The sequence below is a fragment of the Nostoc sp. 'Lobaria pulmonaria (5183) cyanobiont' genome (genome assembly GCF_002949795.1).
GTDB lineage: Bacteria > Cyanobacteriota > Cyanobacteriia > Cyanobacteriales > Nostocaceae > Nostoc.
Genome location: NZ_CP026692.1, coordinates 344,824 through 365,451 on the forward strand (window position 1 = coordinate 344,824; position 20,628 = coordinate 365,451).

At 38.6% G+C, this 20,628-nt stretch carries 9 protein-coding genes; all 9 read left to right on the top strand.

Annotated elements, in window-relative coordinates:
- The first annotated feature begins 109 nt into the window (after nt 1-109).
- The 9 genes from NLP_RS01485 (at nt 110) to gntD (ending at nt 20,499) form a co-directional block, all read left to right on the top strand.
- Nucleotides 110-3,358 carry a non-ribosomal peptide synthetase gene (locus NLP_RS01485; RefSeq protein ID WP_104904839.1) on the top strand — a complete coding sequence of 1,083 codons (3,249 nt, stop codon included), beginning with the start codon at nt 110-112 and terminating at the stop codon, nt 3,356-3,358.
- A 186-nt stretch (nt 3,359-3,544) separates the two neighbouring features.
- Entirely contained in the window at nt 3,545-6,244 is a 2,700-nt protein-coding gene (locus tag NLP_RS01490; protein WP_104904840.1) for a TonB-dependent siderophore receptor, read from the top strand.
- 104 nt (nt 6,245-6,348) lie between these two features.
- A complete protein-coding gene (locus NLP_RS01495) occupies nt 6,349-11,019 on the top strand; it encodes a type I polyketide synthase (RefSeq protein WP_104904841.1) in 4,671 nt (1,556 codons plus the stop codon).
- A 96-nt stretch (nt 11,020-11,115) separates the two neighbouring features.
- On the top strand, nt 11,116-12,186 hold the full coding sequence (locus tag NLP_RS01500; protein ID WP_104904842.1) for an LLM class flavin-dependent oxidoreductase: 1,071 nt from the start codon (nt 11,116-11,118) through the stop codon (nt 12,184-12,186).
- A 55-nt stretch (nt 12,187-12,241) separates the two neighbouring features.
- Complete coding sequence (locus NLP_RS01505) at nt 12,242-15,631, top strand: non-ribosomal peptide synthetase (protein WP_234017158.1); 3,390 nt, start codon at nt 12,242-12,244, stop codon at nt 15,629-15,631.
- 29 nt (nt 15,632-15,660) lie between these two features.
- Complete coding sequence (gene vioD / locus NLP_RS01510) at nt 15,661-16,806, top strand: capreomycidine synthase (RefSeq protein ID WP_104904844.1); 1,146 nt, start codon at nt 15,661-15,663, stop codon at nt 16,804-16,806.
- 76 nt (nt 16,807-16,882) lie between these two features.
- On the top strand, nt 16,883-18,274 hold the full coding sequence (locus NLP_RS01515) for a hypothetical protein (protein WP_104904845.1): 1,392 nt from the start codon (nt 16,883-16,885) through the stop codon (nt 18,272-18,274).
- A 65-nt stretch (nt 18,275-18,339) separates the two neighbouring features.
- A complete protein-coding gene (locus NLP_RS01520; RefSeq protein ID WP_104904846.1) occupies nt 18,340-19,287 on the top strand; it encodes a class I SAM-dependent methyltransferase in 948 nt (315 codons plus the stop codon).
- Nucleotides 19,288-19,455: 168 nt separating this feature from the next.
- Nucleotides 19,456-20,499, top strand: a complete 1,044-nt coding sequence (gene gntD, locus NLP_RS01525) for a guanitoxin biosynthesis L-enduracididine beta-hydroxylase GntD (protein ID WP_104904847.1) — start codon at nt 19,456-19,458, stop codon at nt 20,497-20,499.
- The last annotated feature ends 129 nt before the right edge of the window (nt 20,500-20,628 follow it).

Here is a 20,628-nt window from a genome sequence, read left to right on the forward strand (position 1 = left end):
TTATAGAAGTAAGTAATGTTAATACTAATACCAATATTGAACTTGATTTTTTATTAGAAAAGTTCGGTGATAGTAAATGCCATTACAGCAGCTACAGGAGATATTTGATATGACGGTAAAAAACAAAAACATTGAAAATTTTTATCCCCTCTCGCCGATGCAGCAGGGCATTCTCTATCATAGTCTTGCAGCCCCCAAATCTGGCAACTATTTTGAACAATTTAGCTGGACTCTCCAAGGAAAACTTAACATTCCAGCATTCCATCGCGCATGGCACTATGTTGTAGAGCGCCATTCAATTCTGCGAACCTGTTTTGTTTGGGAAGGCTTAAAAGAACCAGTACAAGTTGTACATGGACAGGTAACTCTACCGTGGCAGGAGTATAATTGGCAGCATCTGTCTCCAGATGAACAACAACAAAAGTTAGAGGTTTTCTTGGAAAGCGATCGCTCTGGTGGCTTTGAACTGACGCAACCACCATTGATGCGCTTCACACTGGTTCAACTTTCAGATACATCCTATAACTTTATCTGGAGTCATCATCATCTGTTACTGGATGGGTGGTCTGTTGCCCTAATTTTTAAGGAAGTTCTTGCTTGTTATAAAGCTTTCAGCAACGGTGAAGACGTATACCTAGAACCTATTCGCTCTTATCGGGATTACATTGTCTGGCTACAACAACAAAACCTATCCGAGGCTGAGACTTTCTGGCAACAGGCGCTCAAAGGTTTTACTGCTCCAACACAGCTGTGGACAGACCAAAAAGCTAGAAAATCACTGACTCCAGAAGATGACTATACCCAACAGAAGATTCAACTTTCAGCAGTCACAACCGCAGCATTGCAATCTGTAGCACAGCAGCATCAACTAACGCTAAATACTCTGGTACAAGGAGCTTGGGCTTTGCTGTTAAGCCGCTACAGTGGTCAAGAAGATGTAGTTTTCGGGGCAGTAGGTTCTGGTCGTCCCGCAACTCTAGCTAAAGCCGAGTCTATGGTAGGGCTGTTTATCAACACACTACCGATTAGAGTAAAAATATCGTCCGAAGAATTTCTTTTACCTTGGCTGCAAAAAATTCAAACTCAATTAGTTGAAGCGCGTCAATACGAATATAGTCCCTTAGTAAAAGTCCAGGGATGGAGTGAAGTTCCCAAAGGTCTTGCTCTGTTTGATAATATAGTAGTTTTTGAGAACTATCCTGTAGACGCTTCTGTACAACAGAGGGATGTCAATTTTAAGATAGAGGATTTTTCTAGCTTTGAAAGAACCAACTATCCTATAACCCTAACTGTGATTCCAGGTGAAAAGTTGTCGCTCCAGATTGCTTGCGATGATAGTGATCGCTTCGATACCATTACCCGAATTCTAGGACATTTGCAGACTTTGCTAGAGGGCATGGTTACAAATCCACAGCAGCGTTTGTCAGAGTTGCCATTATTGACGGAAGTTGAGCAGCATCAATTACTGCACGAGTGGAATAATACACAAACTGAGTATCCCCAGGATAGATGTATTCATGAATTATTTGAAGCCCAAGTAGAACGCACACCCGACGTGATCGCAGTCGTGTTTGAAGACCAACAGTTAACCTATGGTGAACTAAATCAACGAGCTAACCAATTGGCGCATTACTTGCGATCGCTAGGAGTAAAACCAGAGGTATTAGTGGGGATTTGTGTAGAGCGATCGCTTTACATGATAATCGGATTATTAGCCATCCTCAAAGCAGGTGGTGCATACATACCACTAGACCCTAGTTATCCTAAAGAACGATTAGAATTTATACTAGAAGATACTCAAGCGCCAGTGTTGCTGACTCAAGCATCGCTCGTTGCGGCATTACCGCAACAAAATGCTCAAGTCGTTTGTTTAGATATTAATTGGCACCTGATTGCCCAACAAAGGCAAGATAATTTATTCTGCCAACTAACAACTGATAACCTAGCATATACAATCTATACCTCTGGTTCCACAGGCAAACCAAAAGGCGTGCAAATACCCCACATTGCTCTGAGCAACTTCTTCTTTGCGATGCAGCAAAGTCCAGGTATTACTAAAGAAGATACCTTACTAGCAGTCACGACCTATTCCTTTGATATTGCCGCCTTAGAACTGTTCTTGCCAATCATTGTAGGTAGTCGCTTGGTAATTACTAGTCGGGAAGTAACCTGGGATGGAACACAACTATCAGCAATGTTAACTGATTCCCAAGCTACAGTTATGCAAGCCACACCAGCGACATGGCAGTTACTTTTGGCCGCAGGCTGGGATGGTAATTATCAATTAAAAATTCTCTGTGGTGGTGAAGCCTTACCTGGACACCTAGCCAATCAATTACGGCAACGATGTCATTCTTTATGGAATATGTATGGACCGACTGAAACCACTATTTGGTCGGCAGCTAGCTTAGTAGAAACCGTTAACAACACTGTACTAATTAGTCACCCAATTGCAAATACACAGCTTTATATCCTCGACCAATATCATCAGTTAGTTCCTGTAGGTATACCAGGTGAATTGCATATAGGTGGCGAAGGACTGGCACGGGGGTATTTTCACCGTCCTGATTTGACAGCAGAGAAGTTTATTCCTCACCCTTTTAGCGAGCAGCCGTCTGCACGTCTGTACAAGACAGGAGATTTAGCACGCTATCTACCAAATGGAGATATTGAGTACATTAGTCGCATTGATAACCAAGTTAAGATACGCGGTTTCCGTATTGAGACTGGAGAAATTGAAGCCACATTAACTCAATATCCTACTATTAAAGAAGCTGTAGTTGTAGTCAGAGAAGATATGTCTGGAGACAAGCAGCTAGTAGCCTATGTAGTATCTGAACAGGAATTGACTCTTAAAATTAGTGAATTACGGAGTTTTCTCAGAGACAAAATACCTGATTATATGATACCCGCTGCCTTTGTATCAATGAAGGCTCTGCCATTAACACCTAATGGTAAAGTAGATCGACAATCACTGCCAATACCAGATAATCTTCGTCCACAGTTAGAAACCACCTACATCAAGCCACAAAATGATTTAGAAACATCTATTGCGATGGTTTGGCAGAAGACACTGAAAATAGAAAAGGTTGGCATTAACGATAACTTCTTTGAGCTAGGTGGACATTCATTATTAATAGTTCAGGTTCATAGCCAACTGCGGGAAATATTTCAAAAAGATTTATTAATACTCGATTTATTTAGATATCCGACTATCAGTTCTTTAGCTGAGTTTATCAATCTAGCCAACAGCAAACAATCATCAAATTCTTATCAAACTGATGTTAGAACTCAACAGTTGCAGGAAGGTAAAACTCGAATGAAACAATTTCTGAAAGTCAGTAAGAGAGTGAAATAAAGTCACATCGGGAACCATGCTTAAGGATAGATCGTTATGTAAATATTTTTGTAAAGAATAAATGATAAAGACTTGCAATTGGTGAGCCATTTCCTGTAAGATTTATTCTCGAAATCATAGTAAAGTAAGTCATAAATACTACTGACACTGATTTTCTATAGTATAGCCAAGTGTATAGAGTAGCCAATGAAACCAAAGCAGTTATCGCAAATTTTATTATTAACAAGTTCGGTTTGGCTTTTTTGTGCAATGAGCGTAACGGCTCAAGAAATAGCAAAGTCACAAATACAGAGTAAATCTATTGCATCCTTGCTACGTAAATCCCGAATAATTAGAGAGATTACCCAACTCAATCAGATAGAGCTTCCTAATACTAGTGCCAGAATGCTAGTACAGTCACCAGCACCAAATGTTCCCCCTTATCAAGAGAAGATTGAGGGGGGTGTAATCCAAGTGACGGGAGTGCAAGCTAAACCTACCCAGAAAGGTGTGGAGGTAATTTTACAGACGACTGGTGGAGACAAACTGCAAATTACAAATCGCAGTGCTGAGAATAACTTTATCGCTGATATACCTAATGCTCAATTGCGTTTACCTAATGGTGATGCTTTCACATTCCGTTCGCAAAAGCCAGCTGAGGGTATTACTGTGATAACCGTTACAAACCTTGATGCTAATACTATCAGGGTGACAGTGGCGGGTGAATCAGGATTGCCAACTGTTGAGTTATTTGACAGTGATGAAGGATTGATTTTTGGTTTGACACCTGCTGCAACAGCAATGCAACCACCACAGCAGCCTGAAGGTGAACAGCCAACGAGTGAAACACCGCAGGAGAAACCATCAGTCCAGGAAGATGAGCCGATTGAGTTGGTGGTGACGGGAGAGCAAGATGGGTATCGCGTCCCGAATGCCAGCACTGCAACGAAAACAGACACCCCCCTGCGTGACATTCCCCAATCGATTCAAGTCGTCCCGCAGCAGGTGATTCGCGATCAGCAAGCGACCCGTATAGAAGATGCTCTCAAAAATGTCCCTGGTGTTACTCAAAGGAGCGGGCTTTATTCCTCGGCAACTAATTTTACAATTCGTGGCTTTGATGCGAGTGACTCAGGGAATGTTCTCAGGGATGGGTTGTTTGATTCGGCGGGCGGTGTGACTGGGCAAGGGTTCGGAACCGACCTATTTAATATTGATAGAGTAGAAGTTCTTAAAGGTCCAGCTTCAGTGCTGTATGGTTCTGCTGCTCCAGGTGGAACAGTTAATCTTGTCACTAAGAAGCCACTTCGTGACCCTTTTTACCAGGTAGAGGCAACGATCGGAAATTATGATTTCTACAGTGGAAGGGTTGATTTATCAGGACCCTTAAATGATTCTAAATCAGTTCTCTACAGACTAAATGTCGGCTACGAGAACTCTGGTAGTTTTATCAATTTTTTTGATAGACAATCCCTGAGTATTTCACCTAGCCTGAGTTTTAGGCTTGGCGATCGCACCAACTTAACGTTACAGGGAGAGTATGCCAGCATTGATGCTGGATCGTATGTCGGTCTACCGACTGTCGGCACTGTTTTTCCCAATCCAAATGGTAAAATTCCCCGCAGTTTCAACTCTGGTGAACCTAGTGACTTTGTCCGCACAGAGAACAGTAGAGTTGGGTACAGATTAGAACATCAATTCAGCGACAATTGGTCGCTACGCAACGCCTTCCAAGTAAAATTTTCGACACTTGATGTAGACGCTGTTGTTGCTAGAAGCCTGGATTCTGATAATCGAACCCTCAATCGTATTCGTGTAACTAATGAAGGTGATGGCGAAACCTATATCTTGACAACAGACCTGATTGGGAATTTCTCTACTGGCTCAATCAAACACCAATTGCTCGTTGGGTTTGATTGGAATAGTGATAATACAACATATACACGAAGGAGCAGGGGGACGGGGGTTCCGTCACTTGATATATTTGACCCTATCTATAATCAACCGCAAGCAGAAGAACCTTTTGAAATCGACTTTAGCAGTAATTACGGAAGCGATTCACTTGGGATTTATATTCAAGATATAGTGAGCCTAACAAGCAATCTGAAATTGCTACTGGGTTTGCGCTACGACACTCAGGACTACAACTTTCGGGATCTGACTAGTGATTTCAGATATAGTCAAGCTGATAGTGCATTCTCCCCACGAGTCGGCATCGTTTATCAGCCCATACCACCAATTTCACTCTATGCCAGTTATGCCCGTTCCTTTACCCCAAGCCTATTTGGAAATTCAGTCGATGGGCGTCCATTTAAACCAGGGCGAGGAACTCAATATGAAGTGGGAGTGAAAGCAGATTTAAGCAACCGACTTTCAGCCACCCTTGCCTTCTATGACTTGACCCGCACTAACGTTTCAACCGATGACCCAAACAATTTGGGCTTCTCGATTCAAACGGGTGAACAACGCAGCCGAGGCATTGAATTTAATATTGGGGGTGAAATCTTACCGGGATTGAATGTTATTGCAGGCTATTCTTACATTGATGCCCAAATCACTAAAGACAACGTCTTTCCTGTGGGTAATCGTTTGAATGATGTCCCATACAATTCGTTCAACCTCTGGACAACCTATCAAATTCAACAGGGTTCACTGCAAGGCTTGGGGTTTGGCCTGGGATTATTCTATGTAGGGGAGCGCCAAGGAGATTTAGACAATACTCCGACCTATGTGTTACCCAGCTACTTCCGCACCGATGCCGCAATTTTTTACCAACGAGGTCGATATCGGGCTGCGCTCAACTTCACGAACTTATTCAACGTGAACTATTTTGAAGGCATTGGTGATTTTGAGCTAATTGCCGGCGCACCATTCACGGTTCGGGGAACCATTTCTTGGGAATTTTGACCTTGATAATCAAGCATTATTTTTTCATAAAACTGATACTAGAACCGAATAACAAGGGTCGTATCAAACAGTTTCTAATAACTCAGTAAGAGAATTAAAGACAAATGAGTACTTATCTAGAGTGCAATTTTAATGGCTTAGAAATAGCAATTATTGGCATGACAGGTCGTTTTCCTGGTGCCAAAAATATTGAGAAATTTTGGCAAAATCTACGTGATGGTATAGAATCTATATTCTCTTTGTCAGATGAAGAACTCAAATCTTCAGGAATAGACATTATCAATATAAATGATAATTATGTTAAAGCGGCAGCTATATTAGAAGAAATAGAACTATTTGATGCTTCCTTTTTTGGATTCAATCCCAGAGAAGCTGAAGTTATCGATCCTCAACAGCGTATTTTCTTGGAATGTGCTTGGTCAGCTTTAGAAAATGCTGGATATGATTCTAAACAGTATCAAGGTTCGATTGGAGTTTATGCTGGTACAGGAATTAGTAATTATTTAATTAATCTTTATTCCAATCAGAATATCAGAAATTCTATTGATCCTCAACAGCTTATTTTTGCAAATGACAAAGATTTCCTCACAACAAGAGTATCTTATAAATTAGAGCTAGAAGGTCCTTCTGTAGATGTTCAAACGGCCTGTTCAACTTCATTAGTCGCTGTACATTTAGCCTGCCGAAGTTTACTGAGTGGGGAATGTGATATTGCCTTAGCTGGTGGTGTTGCAATCAACCCATCACAAAAATCTGGATATTCTTATCAAGAAGGTGGGATTTTATCTCCAGATGGTCATTGCCGTGCCTTTGATGCTAAAGGGCGAGGAACTGTTTTTGGTAGTGGTGTAGGCATTGTAGTTTTAAAGCGATTAGAAGATGCTCTGGCTGATGGAGATTGCATCCATGCTGTCATAAAAGGTTCAGCTATTAATAACGACGGCGCTCTCAAAGTTAGCTACACAGCACCTCGTATCGATACCCAAGCAAAGGTAATTAGAACAGCTCAAACAATTGCTGAAGTTGACCCAGAGACTATTACCTACATTGAGGCACACGGAACAGGAACATCTTTAGGAGATCCGATTGAAATTGCAGCACTAACGCAAGCTTTTCGTGCGGGCACTCAGAAGAAAGGATTCTGTGCTATTGGTTCTGTCAAGACAAATATTGGACACCTTGATACTACAGCAGGTGTTACAGGCTTAATCAAAACAGTTTTAGCCCTTAAAAACAAGCAAATACCACCGAGCTTGCATTTTCAGCAGCCCAATCCTCAGATTGATTTCGATAACAGTCCTTTTTACGTTAATACAACACTTTCAGAGTGGAAAACTAACGCCACTCCCCGCCGTGCTGGAGTAAGTTCATTCGGTATTGGTGGAACCAATGCTCATGTGATTCTAGAAGAAGCTCCACCTACTCAACCTTCTGGTCTTTCTCGCCCTTGGCAGTTGTTATTACTTTCTGCGAAAACTGAATCAGCATTAGAAACTGCCACCAAAAATCTAGTTACTCATCTCAAACAGCATCCTGAGTTAAACTTGGCTGATATTGCATATACTCTACAGGTTGGTCGGCGAGCATTTGAGCATCGTTGTATGCTAGTGTGCCAGGATTATGAGGATGCGGTTACAGTTCTGGAAAATTTAGATTCACAAAGAACATTTACCCACTTCCAAGAACCTTGCAATAGACAAATTGTGTTTATGTTTCCTGGTCAAGGTTCACAGTATGTAAACATGGGAAGAGATTTATATGAGAGTGAGCCAGTATTTCGGACACATATAGACGATTGCTGTGAAATCCTCAAATCTCATCTTGGTATTGACTTACGCACAATCTTATATCCAGATGAAGGGAAGAAAGAAGTTGCGACACCACAACTGCAACAAACTCAGATTACTCAGCCTGCTCTGTTTGTAATTGAGTATGCCCTAGCTCAGTTGTGGATAGCGTGGGGTATATCTCCTGTGGCAATGATTGGTCATAGTATTGGAGAGTATGTAGCTGCTTGTTTGGCGGGTGTGTTTTCTCTAGAAGATGCTCTCACTCTGGTTGCTACTCGTGGACGACTCATGCAACAGATTCCATCTGGTGCCATGCTTTCGGTTGCACTTTCTGAGAAAGCAATAAAATCTTATCTTGATGAAAATCTTTCTCTGGCGGCAATTAATGCACCTTCTTTGTGTGTGGTATCAGGTTCGGAAGAATCAATAGACCAATTGCAACAAGAACTACAATCCGCAGGTGTCAGTTGTAGACGTTTGTATACGAACCATGCCTTTCATTCCCAAATGATGGATTCTATTTTGGAAGTATTTACTGAGCAAATTAAAAAAGTTAATTTAAATCCTCCTAAAATTCCTTTTATCTCCAACCTTACAGGAACATGGATTAGCACATCTGAAGCAACTAATCCCAGCTATTGGACAAGGCACTTAAGGCACACAGTACGCTTTGCTATGGGTATTGCTGAGTTGATTAAAGATTCAAAGCAAGTATTATTGGAAGTTGGTCCAGGTAGAACATTAAATACTTTTGCCAAACAACAAACTGATGATGCAATAGTTTTGAGTTCAATGCGTCATCCAAAAGACCAACAGTCGGACGTAGCGTTTTTACTAAACACCTTAGGCAGACTCTGGCTAGCAGGGGTACAGGTAGATTGGTATTACTTTTATAGTCAGGAACAACGTCACCGTATTCCATTACCTACCTATCCATTTGAGAGACAAAGATACTGGATAGAAGCACCATCGGAATTTACCCCTGTAAATACATCTCAAGAATTGTTAGGCAGAAAGCCGAATATTGCTGATTGGTTCTATACTCCTTCTTGGGAACGAGATATACCACTTGAGTATATTGATGCTCAAAAACAAGAAAAGCAAAAAGCCTGCTGGTTAATTTTTATTGATACTGATGGAATAGGTTCACAAATTGCCGAACGACTAAAACAAGAAGATCAAGATTTCATCACTATAAGTGTGGGTCAACAATTCAGCCAACTTAGTTCTCATGCATATACCATTAATCCCCAAAAACAAGATGACTATGACGCTTTGCTTCAAGCTCTTCGTTTGCAAGATTTAACTCCAAATCTAATTGCTCATTTGTGGGGCATTACATTGAATGCTAAACCACAAAGCAATAAGCTAAACGAAGACACGCCAAGCATTGCAGATTTTGAGAATTATCAGTTTCTGTCATTTTATAGTTTGCTATTCTTAGCACAAGCACTTGGAAAACATAATATTACTACTCCTATCCAAATCACTGTTGTCACTAACAAGATGCAAGATGTTATTGGTGACGAACAAATGTGTCCAGAAAAAGCGACTGTCTTAGGACCATGTATAGTGATTCCACAGGAGTATCCGAATATCGTCTGCCGTAGCATTGATGTTGTTATCCCAGAATTAAAAACATGGCAAGCTGATAAGTTAGTAAACCAGCTAATAGCAGAATTAAAAACACTACCAAATAACCTAATTATTGCCTATCGCGGTGGTAATCGATGGATTCAAACCTTTAAGGCTGTTTGCTTGGATAAAGCCATTAAAGAAAGAACACGATTAAAAAAAGAGGGAATATACTTAATCGCAGGTGATTTAATAGAAGGTCTAGGTTTAGTTTTTGCGGAGTATCTAGCTCAGGCAATACAAGCTAAACTAATTTTAATTGAAAATTCAAATCTGCCCGAAAAAAATGAGTGGGAACAATGGTTAACAACTCATAATGAACAGGATAATGTTAGTTCTGGCATTAGAAAAATACAAGCTTTAGAGAAATCAGGAATAGAATTTCTCATAATGAAAGCTGATATGGCTAATGAAAAACAAATGTTGGCAGCGATAAATCAAGCATATAAGCATTTTGGTGTAATTCATGGAGTGTTTTATGTACCAGAAATTGCTGCTAAGTCAGCTAACTTAATGCAAGATATATGCCAAGCTGACTGTGAGTTACAATTTAAATCAAAAGTGTGTGAATTATTGGTATTAGACGAAGTTTTGCAAGGAAAAAAAATTGATTTTTGTCTTGTACAATCCTCTCTATCAACAATTTTAGGAGGATTAGGTTTAGTTGCTTATTCAGCAGCCTATCATTTCATCGATACCTTTGTTCGCCAAAAAAACCAAACTAGCTCTATTCCTTGGTTTACTATTAATAGACAAGCATTTCACTCTAGTTCAGAACAAGAACAGGAAGTTGCATTAACAGAATTGGCAATGACGCCAAAAGAAGTCTGGGAATCTTTTGAGCTAGTTTTATCTATGGGTTCGACAGGACAAGTAGTCGTGTCAACAGGAGATTTACAAGCTAGGCTTGAACAAGCATTTAGATATAAATCTCTCCAAGAGCTAGATAATTATAATCAATCTCTGCAAGCGGATTCTTTAAAGTCTTACTCCAGACCGAGATTACAAACAACGTACATAGCTCCTAGCAATGAGATTGAACAAAGAATAGCAAACGTTTGGCAAGAGATTCTTGGTGTTGAGCAGATTGGTGTTCATGATAATTTCTTTGAGTTGGGAGGACACTCATTGCTAGCTGTTCAGGTTACTTCTCGTCTGCGAGAGATTTTTCAAGTGGAATTACCCCTACAAACTATTCTTTTTGATGCTCCTACTGTAGCTGGACTTGCTAACGTCATTAGTGCCCGTCAACCGCAGCAAGAAGACACCCAAGAAATTGCAGCTTTATTACAAGAAATAAAAAGTCTTTCGCTAGAAGAAATTCAACAAGAGATAGCGACAGATTCTTAGTAAATTTCACCGTTTAAAGAGTCGTAACTTTTTAATATGACGAACAAAAACATTAGAGATTGAATAATTGTTCTGTATAAAATTAGGAGTTGAAAAATGGAATTTAGTTTATTTTATTTTTCTGGAGATGGTTCAAAAATTGAAAGTAACAAGTATAATTTATTAATAGAAAGTGCAAAATTTGCAGATAAAAATAATTTCTCTGCTGTTTGGACTCCAGAGAGGCATTTTCACGCGTTTGGAGGACTTTATCCTAGCCCATCCTTAACTTGTACAGCACTGGCAATGGTTACCAAGCAAATTCAATTGCGCGCTGGTAGTGTTGTTATGCCACTTCATAATCCAGCACGAGTAGCTGAAGAGTGGTCTGTAGTTGATAATCTTTCAAATGGTAGAGTTGCAATTGGTTTTGCATCAGGTTGGACGATAGATGACTTTGTACTTTCTACTGAAAGTCATGCCAACCGTAAAGAAACGATGTGGCGTGGAATTCAGACAGTCCAAAAGCTTTGGGAAGGTGAACAAGTTGAACTCAAAGATGCGACTGGAAAAAGTTTCAATGTGAAAACTTTCCCACGACCAATACAGCCCAAGCTACCGACTTGGATTGTGTGTCAATCTTCAGCGACATTTATTGAAGCTGGCAAAATTGGTGCTAATATACTCACTTCTCTATTAGGAGCAACTTTAGAGGAAGTTGCTCCACAAATATCATTATATCGCCAATCGTTGGAACAACATGGTTATGACCCTAATGCAGGGAAAGTAGCAATGATGATACATACATTTTTAGGAGAAGATTTTGACACGATAAAAGAAGCAGCGAGAGAACCTTTTTATAATTACCTGAAAACCCACATAGAGCTATTAGAAAACTTAGCAAAGAATGCTGGAATTAATGTAGATTTAAAAAAGTTCACAGAAGCAGATATGAATAGCCTTTTGCGGTTTGCCTATGAAGGTTGGCTGAAAGGAAGAACTTTGATTGGGTCAAAAACAACTTGTATGGAAATGATTGAGCGTCTAAAGAACGCTGGTGTTGATGAAGTCGCTTGTCTGATTGACTTCAATGATAATTTTGATGATGTAATGACAAGCTTACCTTATCTAAAAGATTTGAAGAATATGTGTAATCTTGAAAAAGAAAAAATGATGTCACTATCTTAAGTGTTATTGAACTTAAATTCTTTTTTGAGCATAAGTTATTGTGGAGATTATAGTAGTGAACGATTTTTTTCAACAAATAGCTGCTCTTTCTCCAGAGCAACGGGTGATATTTGAAAAGCGTCTGAAGCAGAGAGGCTTAAATCAATTACGAAGGTCAGAAATACCTAAAATAAAAGTTCACAGTAGAAAAGACTCTTATAATTTACCTCTATCCTTTGCTCAACAGAGGTTATGGTTCCTAGCTCAATTAGAACCAAATAGCCCTTTCTACAACGTACCTGCGGCTGTGCGCCTCCAAGGAGAATTAAATTTCAACGCTCTACAACAAAGTTTCAACGAAATTGTTTGTCGTCACGAAGCTTTGAGAACTAATTTCCAGACAGTGGAAGGGCAAGCAATAGCTGTTATCTCTAAAGCAAAACCTCTAATACTACCAAAAATCGATATTAGCGAGCTACCTTTAAATCGACAAGAAGTAGAAGTCAGACAACAAGCTCTACAAGAAGTGCAAACACCTTTTGAGCTAACGAGCGACCTCTTGTTGCGGGTAAAACTATTACGTCTAAATGAACAAGAACACATTGTTCTACTGACAATGCATCACATTGTTTCTGATGGTTGGTCAGTTGGCGTACTAATGCAGGAGTTAGCAAAACTTTATCCAGCCTTCTTTAATCAGCAACTCTCACCCTTAGCTGAACTACCAATACAATATGTAGACTTTGCTGTTTGGCAACGAGAATGGCTGCAAGCAGAAGTACTACAATCGCAGCTATCTTATTGGCGAAAGCAGTTGCAAGGGGCACCAGAATTACTAGAATTACCTACAGACTACCTCAGACCGGCAATTCAAACATTCTGGGGTGCAAATTACTCATTTGAGTTATCAAAAGAATTATCTGCATCCTTAAACAAATTGAGCCAGCAGCAGGGGAGTACCTTATTCATGACTCTGCTAGCAGCTTTCCAAACACTGCTCTGGCGTTACACAGGGCAAGAAGATATTGTGGTCGGTTCACCCATCGCCAATCGCAACCGAGCAGAAATAGAAGGGTTAATTGGATTTTTTGTCAACACATTGGTATTGAGAACTAACTTGGCAGGAAATCCTAGCTTTGAGGAGCTAATAAAACGGGTAAGGGAAGTAGCATTAGGAGCGTATGCACATCAGGATTTGCCGTTTGAGTTGTTAGTTGAGCAACTGCAACCACAGAGAGATTTAAGTTATACACCACTGTTTCAAGTAATGTTTGTGCTTCATAATTTCCCGATGTCAGTGTTAGAGTTACCTGGTTTGACCTTAACTCCAATTAAAAGTGAAAGGAAAACTGCTCACTTTGATTTAATATTATCTATGACAGAAACAGAGTCGGGATTAGAGGGAAGGTTAGAATACAATATAGATTTATTTGAGGAAAAGACGATTACTCGGATGGTGGATCATTGGCGAAGATTGCTCGAAGCAATTGTCGCTAATCCACAGCAGCGTTTGTCGGAGTTTCAATTATTGACTGAATCCGAGCAGCAGCAATTATTAGTAGAGTGGAATCAGACGCAAGTTGAATATCCCCAAGATAAATGTATTTATGAATTATTTGAAGCACAAGTAAAGAAAACACCTGATGCTGTAGCAGTAGTGTTTGAATCAAAACAGCTAACCTATTGGGAACTCAATGCAAGAGCAAATCAATTAGCCCATTATCTGCAAAGTTTGGGAGTAAAACCAGAAGTATTAATAGGAATTTGTGTTGAACGGTCTGTAGAAATGGCAGTAGCTATACTAGCTACTCTCAAAGCAGGTGGAGTATATATTCCCATCGATCCCAATTATCCAACTCAAAGGATTACAGAGATTTCAAAAGATGCGGGAATAGAGATTATATTAACTCAACAGCATCTAGAAGTTTTGCTAGAGGAACAGTCAAGACAATTAGTAGCTTTAGACAGCAATAGGTCAGAAATTGCCGAGCAACCGACCGATAATTGTCATAGTCAAGCAAATTCAGAAAATTTAGCCTATGTAATTTACACATCAGGTTCGACAGGAAAACCAAAAGGAGTAGCAGTCACTCATCAAGCTTTAGTCAACTACGCTTTAGAAATTGCTAATCAGTTTAAGCTACAAAAGAGCGATCGCGTCTTACAGTTTGCTTCAATTGGTTTTGATGTAGTAGTCGAAGAACTCTTTCCTACTTGGATAAAAGGAGCAACGGTTGTTCTTCCAGGCACTAGTAAAACCTTATCTTGTCAAGAGTTTCAGCAATTAATTGAGATTGAGCAATTAACGGTATTTGAGCTACCTACAGCCTACTGGCATCAATGGGTATCAGAATTATATTCGGTTCAAGAAACAGTACCAATTTGTGTTCGTTTAGCCATTGTAGGGGGAGAAAGAATCTTAGGTGAAAGACTAAGACAATGGCAGCAATTATCCACATCCTTAATTCACGTTTATGGATTAACTGAGACCACAGTAACTTCAACACTCTATCACTTAAATAGCGATGCAGAATTGCTAGAAGCAGCAACAGAGTTACCAATTGGACAACCAGTAGCTAACACAGAAATTTATTTACTCGACTCTTATTTACAACCAGTACCAGTAGGAGTACCAGGAGAAATTTATCTTGGCGGCGCAGGATTAGCCAGAGGTTATCTCAATCGTCCTGAATTAACTGCCCAAAGGTTTATTCCTAATCCTTTTAGCCAGAATGCAGGAGCAAGATTATATCGAACAGGAGATCAGGCGCGTTATTTACCAGATGGCAATATTGAGTACATTGGTAGAATTGACCATCAAGTCAAACTCAGAGGCTTCCGTATTGAACTTGGAGAAATTGAGTCAATATTATCGCAAATTCCAGAAGTTAAAGAGTGTGTAGTTATTGACCGAGAAGATATACCAGATCAGAAACGATTGGTTGCTTATTTAGTAACTGAAGAATCACAAGAATTCGCGATCGCGCAGGTGCGGAGTTTTCTCAAAAGTCAACTTCCAGACTACATGATTCCCTCTGCTTTTGTCGAATTAAAAACTTTACCTTTGACATCTAATGGTAAAATAGATCGTAAAATATTACCAGTCCCAGACTGGACAAGACTTGAGGCAGAAGCAACCTTTGTTCCACCTCAATCGCCTTTGGAAGAGGCGATCGCCGAAATTTGGGTTCAGCTTCTGAATGTCAATCAAATAGGTATCAATGACAACTTTTTCGATTTGGGTGGTCACTCATTGATAGCAACTCAATTAGTATCTCGTCTACGGAAAGCTTTTCAAGTAGAGTTGCCACTGCGTTATATCTTTGAATTCCCCACCATAGCCGAACTAGCTGTAACTATCGTACAAAGCCAGATCGAACAAATGAATAACGAAGAAAAAGTACAGTTTTTGGCAGCGATGAAAGATCTTTCAGAAGAGGAGATTGAATCAATGCTTGCAAGTTAAACCTAGCTAAATCATCAATAAAGACCAAAATGATGACAAAACTAAAAAACTCTATCAATAAAATCGCACCTGCTCTTTTAGAGAGTTGGATGAGAGATTACTACTTTAGTACCGAGATTGATATCGGTAGCAGTGGTGTGGAAAACTTTTCACTAACTGAGCTTTACAAACTTACTAACCTTACACAAGAAGAACTTGATCGCATTGTCTTTCACGATAGTTCAAGCCTTGGAAATTTTGAGTTGCGTAAAGCAATTGCTTTACGTTGGGGCAATGGAGATCCAGAGCAGGTTATGGTAACTCACGGCTCAAGTGAAGCTAATTTCCTAATCATGAATGGACTTCTTAATGCCGATGACGAAGTAGTTGTTTTAGATCCTTGTTATCAACAACTCTTTTCTATTGCCGAATCTATTGGATGCCAGTTGAAACGTTGGGAACTTAGGTTCGAGCAACATTTTCTTCCTAACATTGAAGAAGCTAAAAGGCTAATTACTCCACGTACCCGAATGGTAATTGTCAACTTTCCCCATAATCCTACTGGTGCTTCGTTGACGAAGAAAGAACAAGACGCTCTAATCGACGCAGTAGCAGAAGTAGGAGCTTATCTTGTCTGGGATGCAGCTTTTGCCGATATAGTTTACGAGGGTTCTCCACTTCCTAATCCTAATTTACGTTACAAGCGCTCTATCTCGATGGGAACTTTTTCCAAATGCTATGGGTTGCCAGGATTGAGATTTGGATGGTGTTTAGCTTCGCCAGAAATGTTGGAGCGTTTTGTTCATTTACGCGACTATATGACTCTCCATCTTTCTCCATTGGTTGAACTGATTGCCCACAGAGTTGTAGAAAAAGCAGACAATCTTCTTAGTATTCGTTTGCAGCAAGCCCGCGTCAATTTGAACATTTTATCTAAATGGGTCGAGCAGCATCAAGAGTTTGTAGAGTGGTCGCGTCCGCAAGGTGGTGTTTGTACATTCTTGCGTTTACGATATATTTCAGATTCTGAAGCCTTTTGCCATCATCTGGCAAATGTTCATAAAGTCTTGCTTGTACCAGGTACTTGTTTTAACCACTCAAGTCATGTGAGGTTGGGGTTTGGAGGTGCTACATCCGACCTTAACGAAGGTCTAAGTCGTTTATCAAAAGCTTTAGTAACAGATTTTAAATTTTAAGGTGTCTAATCTTTATAATCCAGCAAACTTAAATTAAAAAACGAAATAAAAATAAACAAAAGGAGTTTGAAATTTAATGAAATCTCAAGAAAACTTTTTAACTTCAGCTATAACTAACACTAGTCAAAAAATAAGATTGTCAGAGCAATTCTGGACTCAATTTACAGAAAGTATCTGGGAAAAAGAAACTCTTGCGATACCAAACTCATTTATCAATACTCCTATCGCAGTAAATGATTTATTCTCGATTATTACTAATGATTTAAATGTTACTAATAATTTTATTGTGTCAAAACGTTTTTATATTGAAGGAAATAAACAGCAATTAGAAGGAGCAGATTACTACCCAAAACTAGAAGATAAATCTTTTATTGGTTATGATCGGCGTATTTGTTCTCTTTGTGGAAATAAAGAATACGTATTAATAATTGACGCTCTTTTAGTCAATTATTCACTTTGGGATTGGACATATAAATTTCTACAAAATTTATATAATTCGTTAGGTTTTCTTAATTACGGTCACTTCTGGTCTATATTCTATGGAAATTATAGTAAAACTCCATTTGGAGTACACGATCATAATTATCCAGGAGAACCCGCACAATCTGCTTTCTACTTTCCCATAGAAGGAAATAAATCAATGAGAATATGGACTCCAGAATTTGTCAAAAGAAATAAACAAATAAGAAGGTCAACTCAATATGAAAAATTTCTTGAAGATTCGACGCTTCTAAAGGCTGAAGCTGGCGGAATGCTGTACTGGCCGTCAGATAGATGGCATATTGGAGATTCAAAAGGAGGCGATGTTTCATTAGTAATTGCTATAGACAATTCAAATAATTTTGTTGAACCATTAGCATATATTCTTAAAGAAGAAATAGAAAAAATATATGGTAATTCTCTTAAAAAGCATCTTTTGGAAAAGATAGGAGAAGTTATATTGAAATTCTCAAGGAGAAAAGGTAATAAAAAAGCTTTTTTTGATTCAAATAACTTGCAAAAAAGTGCCGATAATATCCCAGATGCTATTCAATCAGCTGCGAAGGTATTCAAATATTTTATAGATTCGTCAGTTGTCGAAATCGCCTCTACTAAATTATGGCTGAGTATGCTTACTGGCTACGGATTCATGCCACTGATATCAGAGCAATTTTTAGAAACAAAATGGGATCTAATAACGAGTACTGATTATATTGAAGTATCACCTAATCGTCAAATTCTCTGGAGAAAGGTAGGTAAAAATGAAATTGCGATCGCAGTTAATGGAATACCCACAGTATTTCCTTTATATCGAAACATTGAGAAGATAATTGAAACTATAAATTCTGGAGATGCCCTGAGCGTCAAAATCATTTTAGAAAATTCAGATTTAGCTAATAAAGATGAGCATAGGGACTACAGTGTTGAGGGCATATTAGGATTGTTAAATACATTGTTAGGTAATGGTGGCATTAAAATAATTAAATGACATTTAAATCTATCAAGCGTATATTACTGTATGTGAAAATTTTTTCAAAGAAAGGGACTTTTTAAATGCATTTTCAATATTTTGATCAACAAAAGAATAGCGAAGCAATATCATTCTACAAGCGAGCTACAAAAAACAATCCCACCTTAATGTCTAATTATTACCATTTATGTTTGGCATTACTGCTTCAAGGAGAAGAATCAGAAGCTGAGAATATTTGGCTATCGGTTATTGAAAAAGCAAATATAGAACAAGTCAACCTTTGGACAGCAGAGTTAAATGAAATACTAAAAACAGAAGCTAGCAAACGCGAAGCAGCCTCTGACCTTGATTTAGCTCAAAAACTCCGTTATTATACAAATGTTGCGGACGATTTAGCAAGTAATGAATCCTGGAAGAAAAAAAAAGGATATACGTTCATAACCGATTGGTTTAGCGGAAATATTCCTATCTGGGAAAAGTATTTATCACATCTAGCTAATAAACCTAACCTTAATTTTTTAGAAATAGGTAGTTGGGAAGGAATGTCTGCTTGCTGGCTTTTAGATAATATCCTTACTCACGAATCATCAACTATAACTTGTATAGATACTTTTGAAGGAGAGCCAAAAGTTGAATATGATGATAAGGAAATAAAATACGTAGAAAAAAGTTTAGAGTCTTTAGAAAAAACTTTTGATTTTAATATCGCTAAGACAGGAACATCAAAGAAAGTAACAAAAATTGTAGGTAGATCGCAAAATATAATGCGTTCGCTTCCTTTAAATAATTACAATATGCTTTATGTTGATGGCTCTCATTTAGCAAGTGATGTCCTTACAGACGCTATTATGGGCTGGGAACTTGTTAAAGTAGGAGGACTAATCATTTTCGATGATTACAGTTTTACATTTCCCAATGAATCCGGGCAAAATACACAAATTGGCATAGACGCTTTTTTAAGAGCATTTGATAATAAAATAAGCGTTGTTTACGAAGCAGATCAATTTTTAGTAACAAAGACATCCTTTTAGAAAAGTGATTTATAGTTGTTAAATGCATTCTTATGTAATGGTAGAATTCAACTAGTTAAATAACTGTTAATGCAAGAATTATAATCACAATTTCCGTTTTAAACCTGACATAGCTGAGATAAAAGAAACAGCAGGAAAATCGACAAAAAACAATTGTAGGTGAAAATCATGGAAAAGTTTATTTTATCAGATCGCGAAATTGATGAGATTAACTCACTAGTTAAAGACCTTACTCATCAATACTCTTCAGTAGAAGATGATGACTTTCTTAAAGACGTATTAATAATTGCCCACGAGCTTCCTAAAAGAATCCGTAGATTTATTAACGATTTCAGATTATTAGAACCATCATCAGGGGTTTGTGTAATTTCTGGTTACCCAATCTCAGATGAAAAAATTGGCAAGACACCTTCTCATTGGCAATATAGACCTGAGATTTCACCTGCTCTAGAAGAAGAAATAGTTTTTATGCTATTTGGCTCATTATTAGGCGAAGTAATTGGTTGGTCTACTCAGCAAGCTGGGCATATTGTTCATGATGTTATTCCAATTAAAGGTCACGAACACGAACAACTAGGTAGTAGTAGTAAAGAGTTACTGTGGTGGCATAATGAAGATGCCTTTCATCCTTATAGAGGCGATTATCTAGGCATGATGTGTCTGCGAAATAAAGAAAAAGCTGCTACTACTGTTGCGCCTGTAGATGCAGCCTACTGTCTAAACCCAGATGAAATAGCAATTTTGTTCGAGCCACGCTTCACAATTCGTCCAGATGAATCCCATTTAGTCAAAAATCAATCTGATTCACAAAAAACTCAAGCAAATAATAATAACTTACTCAGTTCTGCCTACCATAAAATAAGCAATATAAATAGCGAACCAGAAAAAATATCTGTGTTTTATGGAGACCCGAAATGTCCATATGTTCGTATCGATCCTTACTTCATGGATATGGATAAACTAGAAAATGATAATGAAGCATTAACAACCCTGACTAAATTAATGAAATCTATTGATATTAATTTAACCGATCTCGTTTTACAACCCGGAGATTTTTGCTTTATTGATAATTACAAAACAGTACATGGAAGAAAACCATACACAACTATATACGATGGTCAACATCGTTGGCTTAAAAGAATAATTATCGCCAGAGATTTGAGAAAATCAAGAAGTGCTAGACCTACGGCTACATCTAGAATAATTTTTTAACCTCAGTTCTGGATAAGACAAAGGGCAGATAGTAAGCTGAAAATAACAACTTTCTTCAGTAAATCTGTCCTAAACCTTGTCTATTTTGAATAGTTGTACATATTTCTGTCAGTTTGGAAAAACTTTGAG

Excerpts from the sequence above, each read along its gene's own strand:
- NLP_RS01485 (WP_104904839.1), top strand. The coding sequence starts at position 110 with ATGACGGTAAAAAACAAAAACATTGAAAATTTTTATCCCCTCTCGCCG.
- NLP_RS01490 (WP_104904840.1), top strand. The coding sequence starts at position 3,545 with ATGAAACCAAAGCAGTTATCGCAAATTTTATTATTAACAAGTTCGGTT.
- NLP_RS01495 (WP_104904841.1), top strand. The coding sequence starts at position 6,349 with ATGAGTACTTATCTAGAGTGCAATTTTAATGGCTTAGAAATAGCAATT.
- NLP_RS01500 (WP_104904842.1), top strand. The coding sequence starts at position 11,116 with ATGGAATTTAGTTTATTTTATTTTTCTGGAGATGGTTCAAAAATTGAA.
- vioD (WP_104904844.1), top strand. The coding sequence starts at position 15,661 with ATGATGACAAAACTAAAAAACTCTATCAATAAAATCGCACCTGCTCTT.
- NLP_RS01515 (WP_104904845.1), top strand. The coding sequence starts at position 16,883 with ATGAAATCTCAAGAAAACTTTTTAACTTCAGCTATAACTAACACTAGT.
- NLP_RS01520 (WP_104904846.1), top strand. The coding sequence starts at position 18,340 with ATGCATTTTCAATATTTTGATCAACAAAAGAATAGCGAAGCAATATCA.
- gntD (WP_104904847.1), top strand. The coding sequence starts at position 19,456 with ATGGAAAAGTTTATTTTATCAGATCGCGAAATTGATGAGATTAACTCA.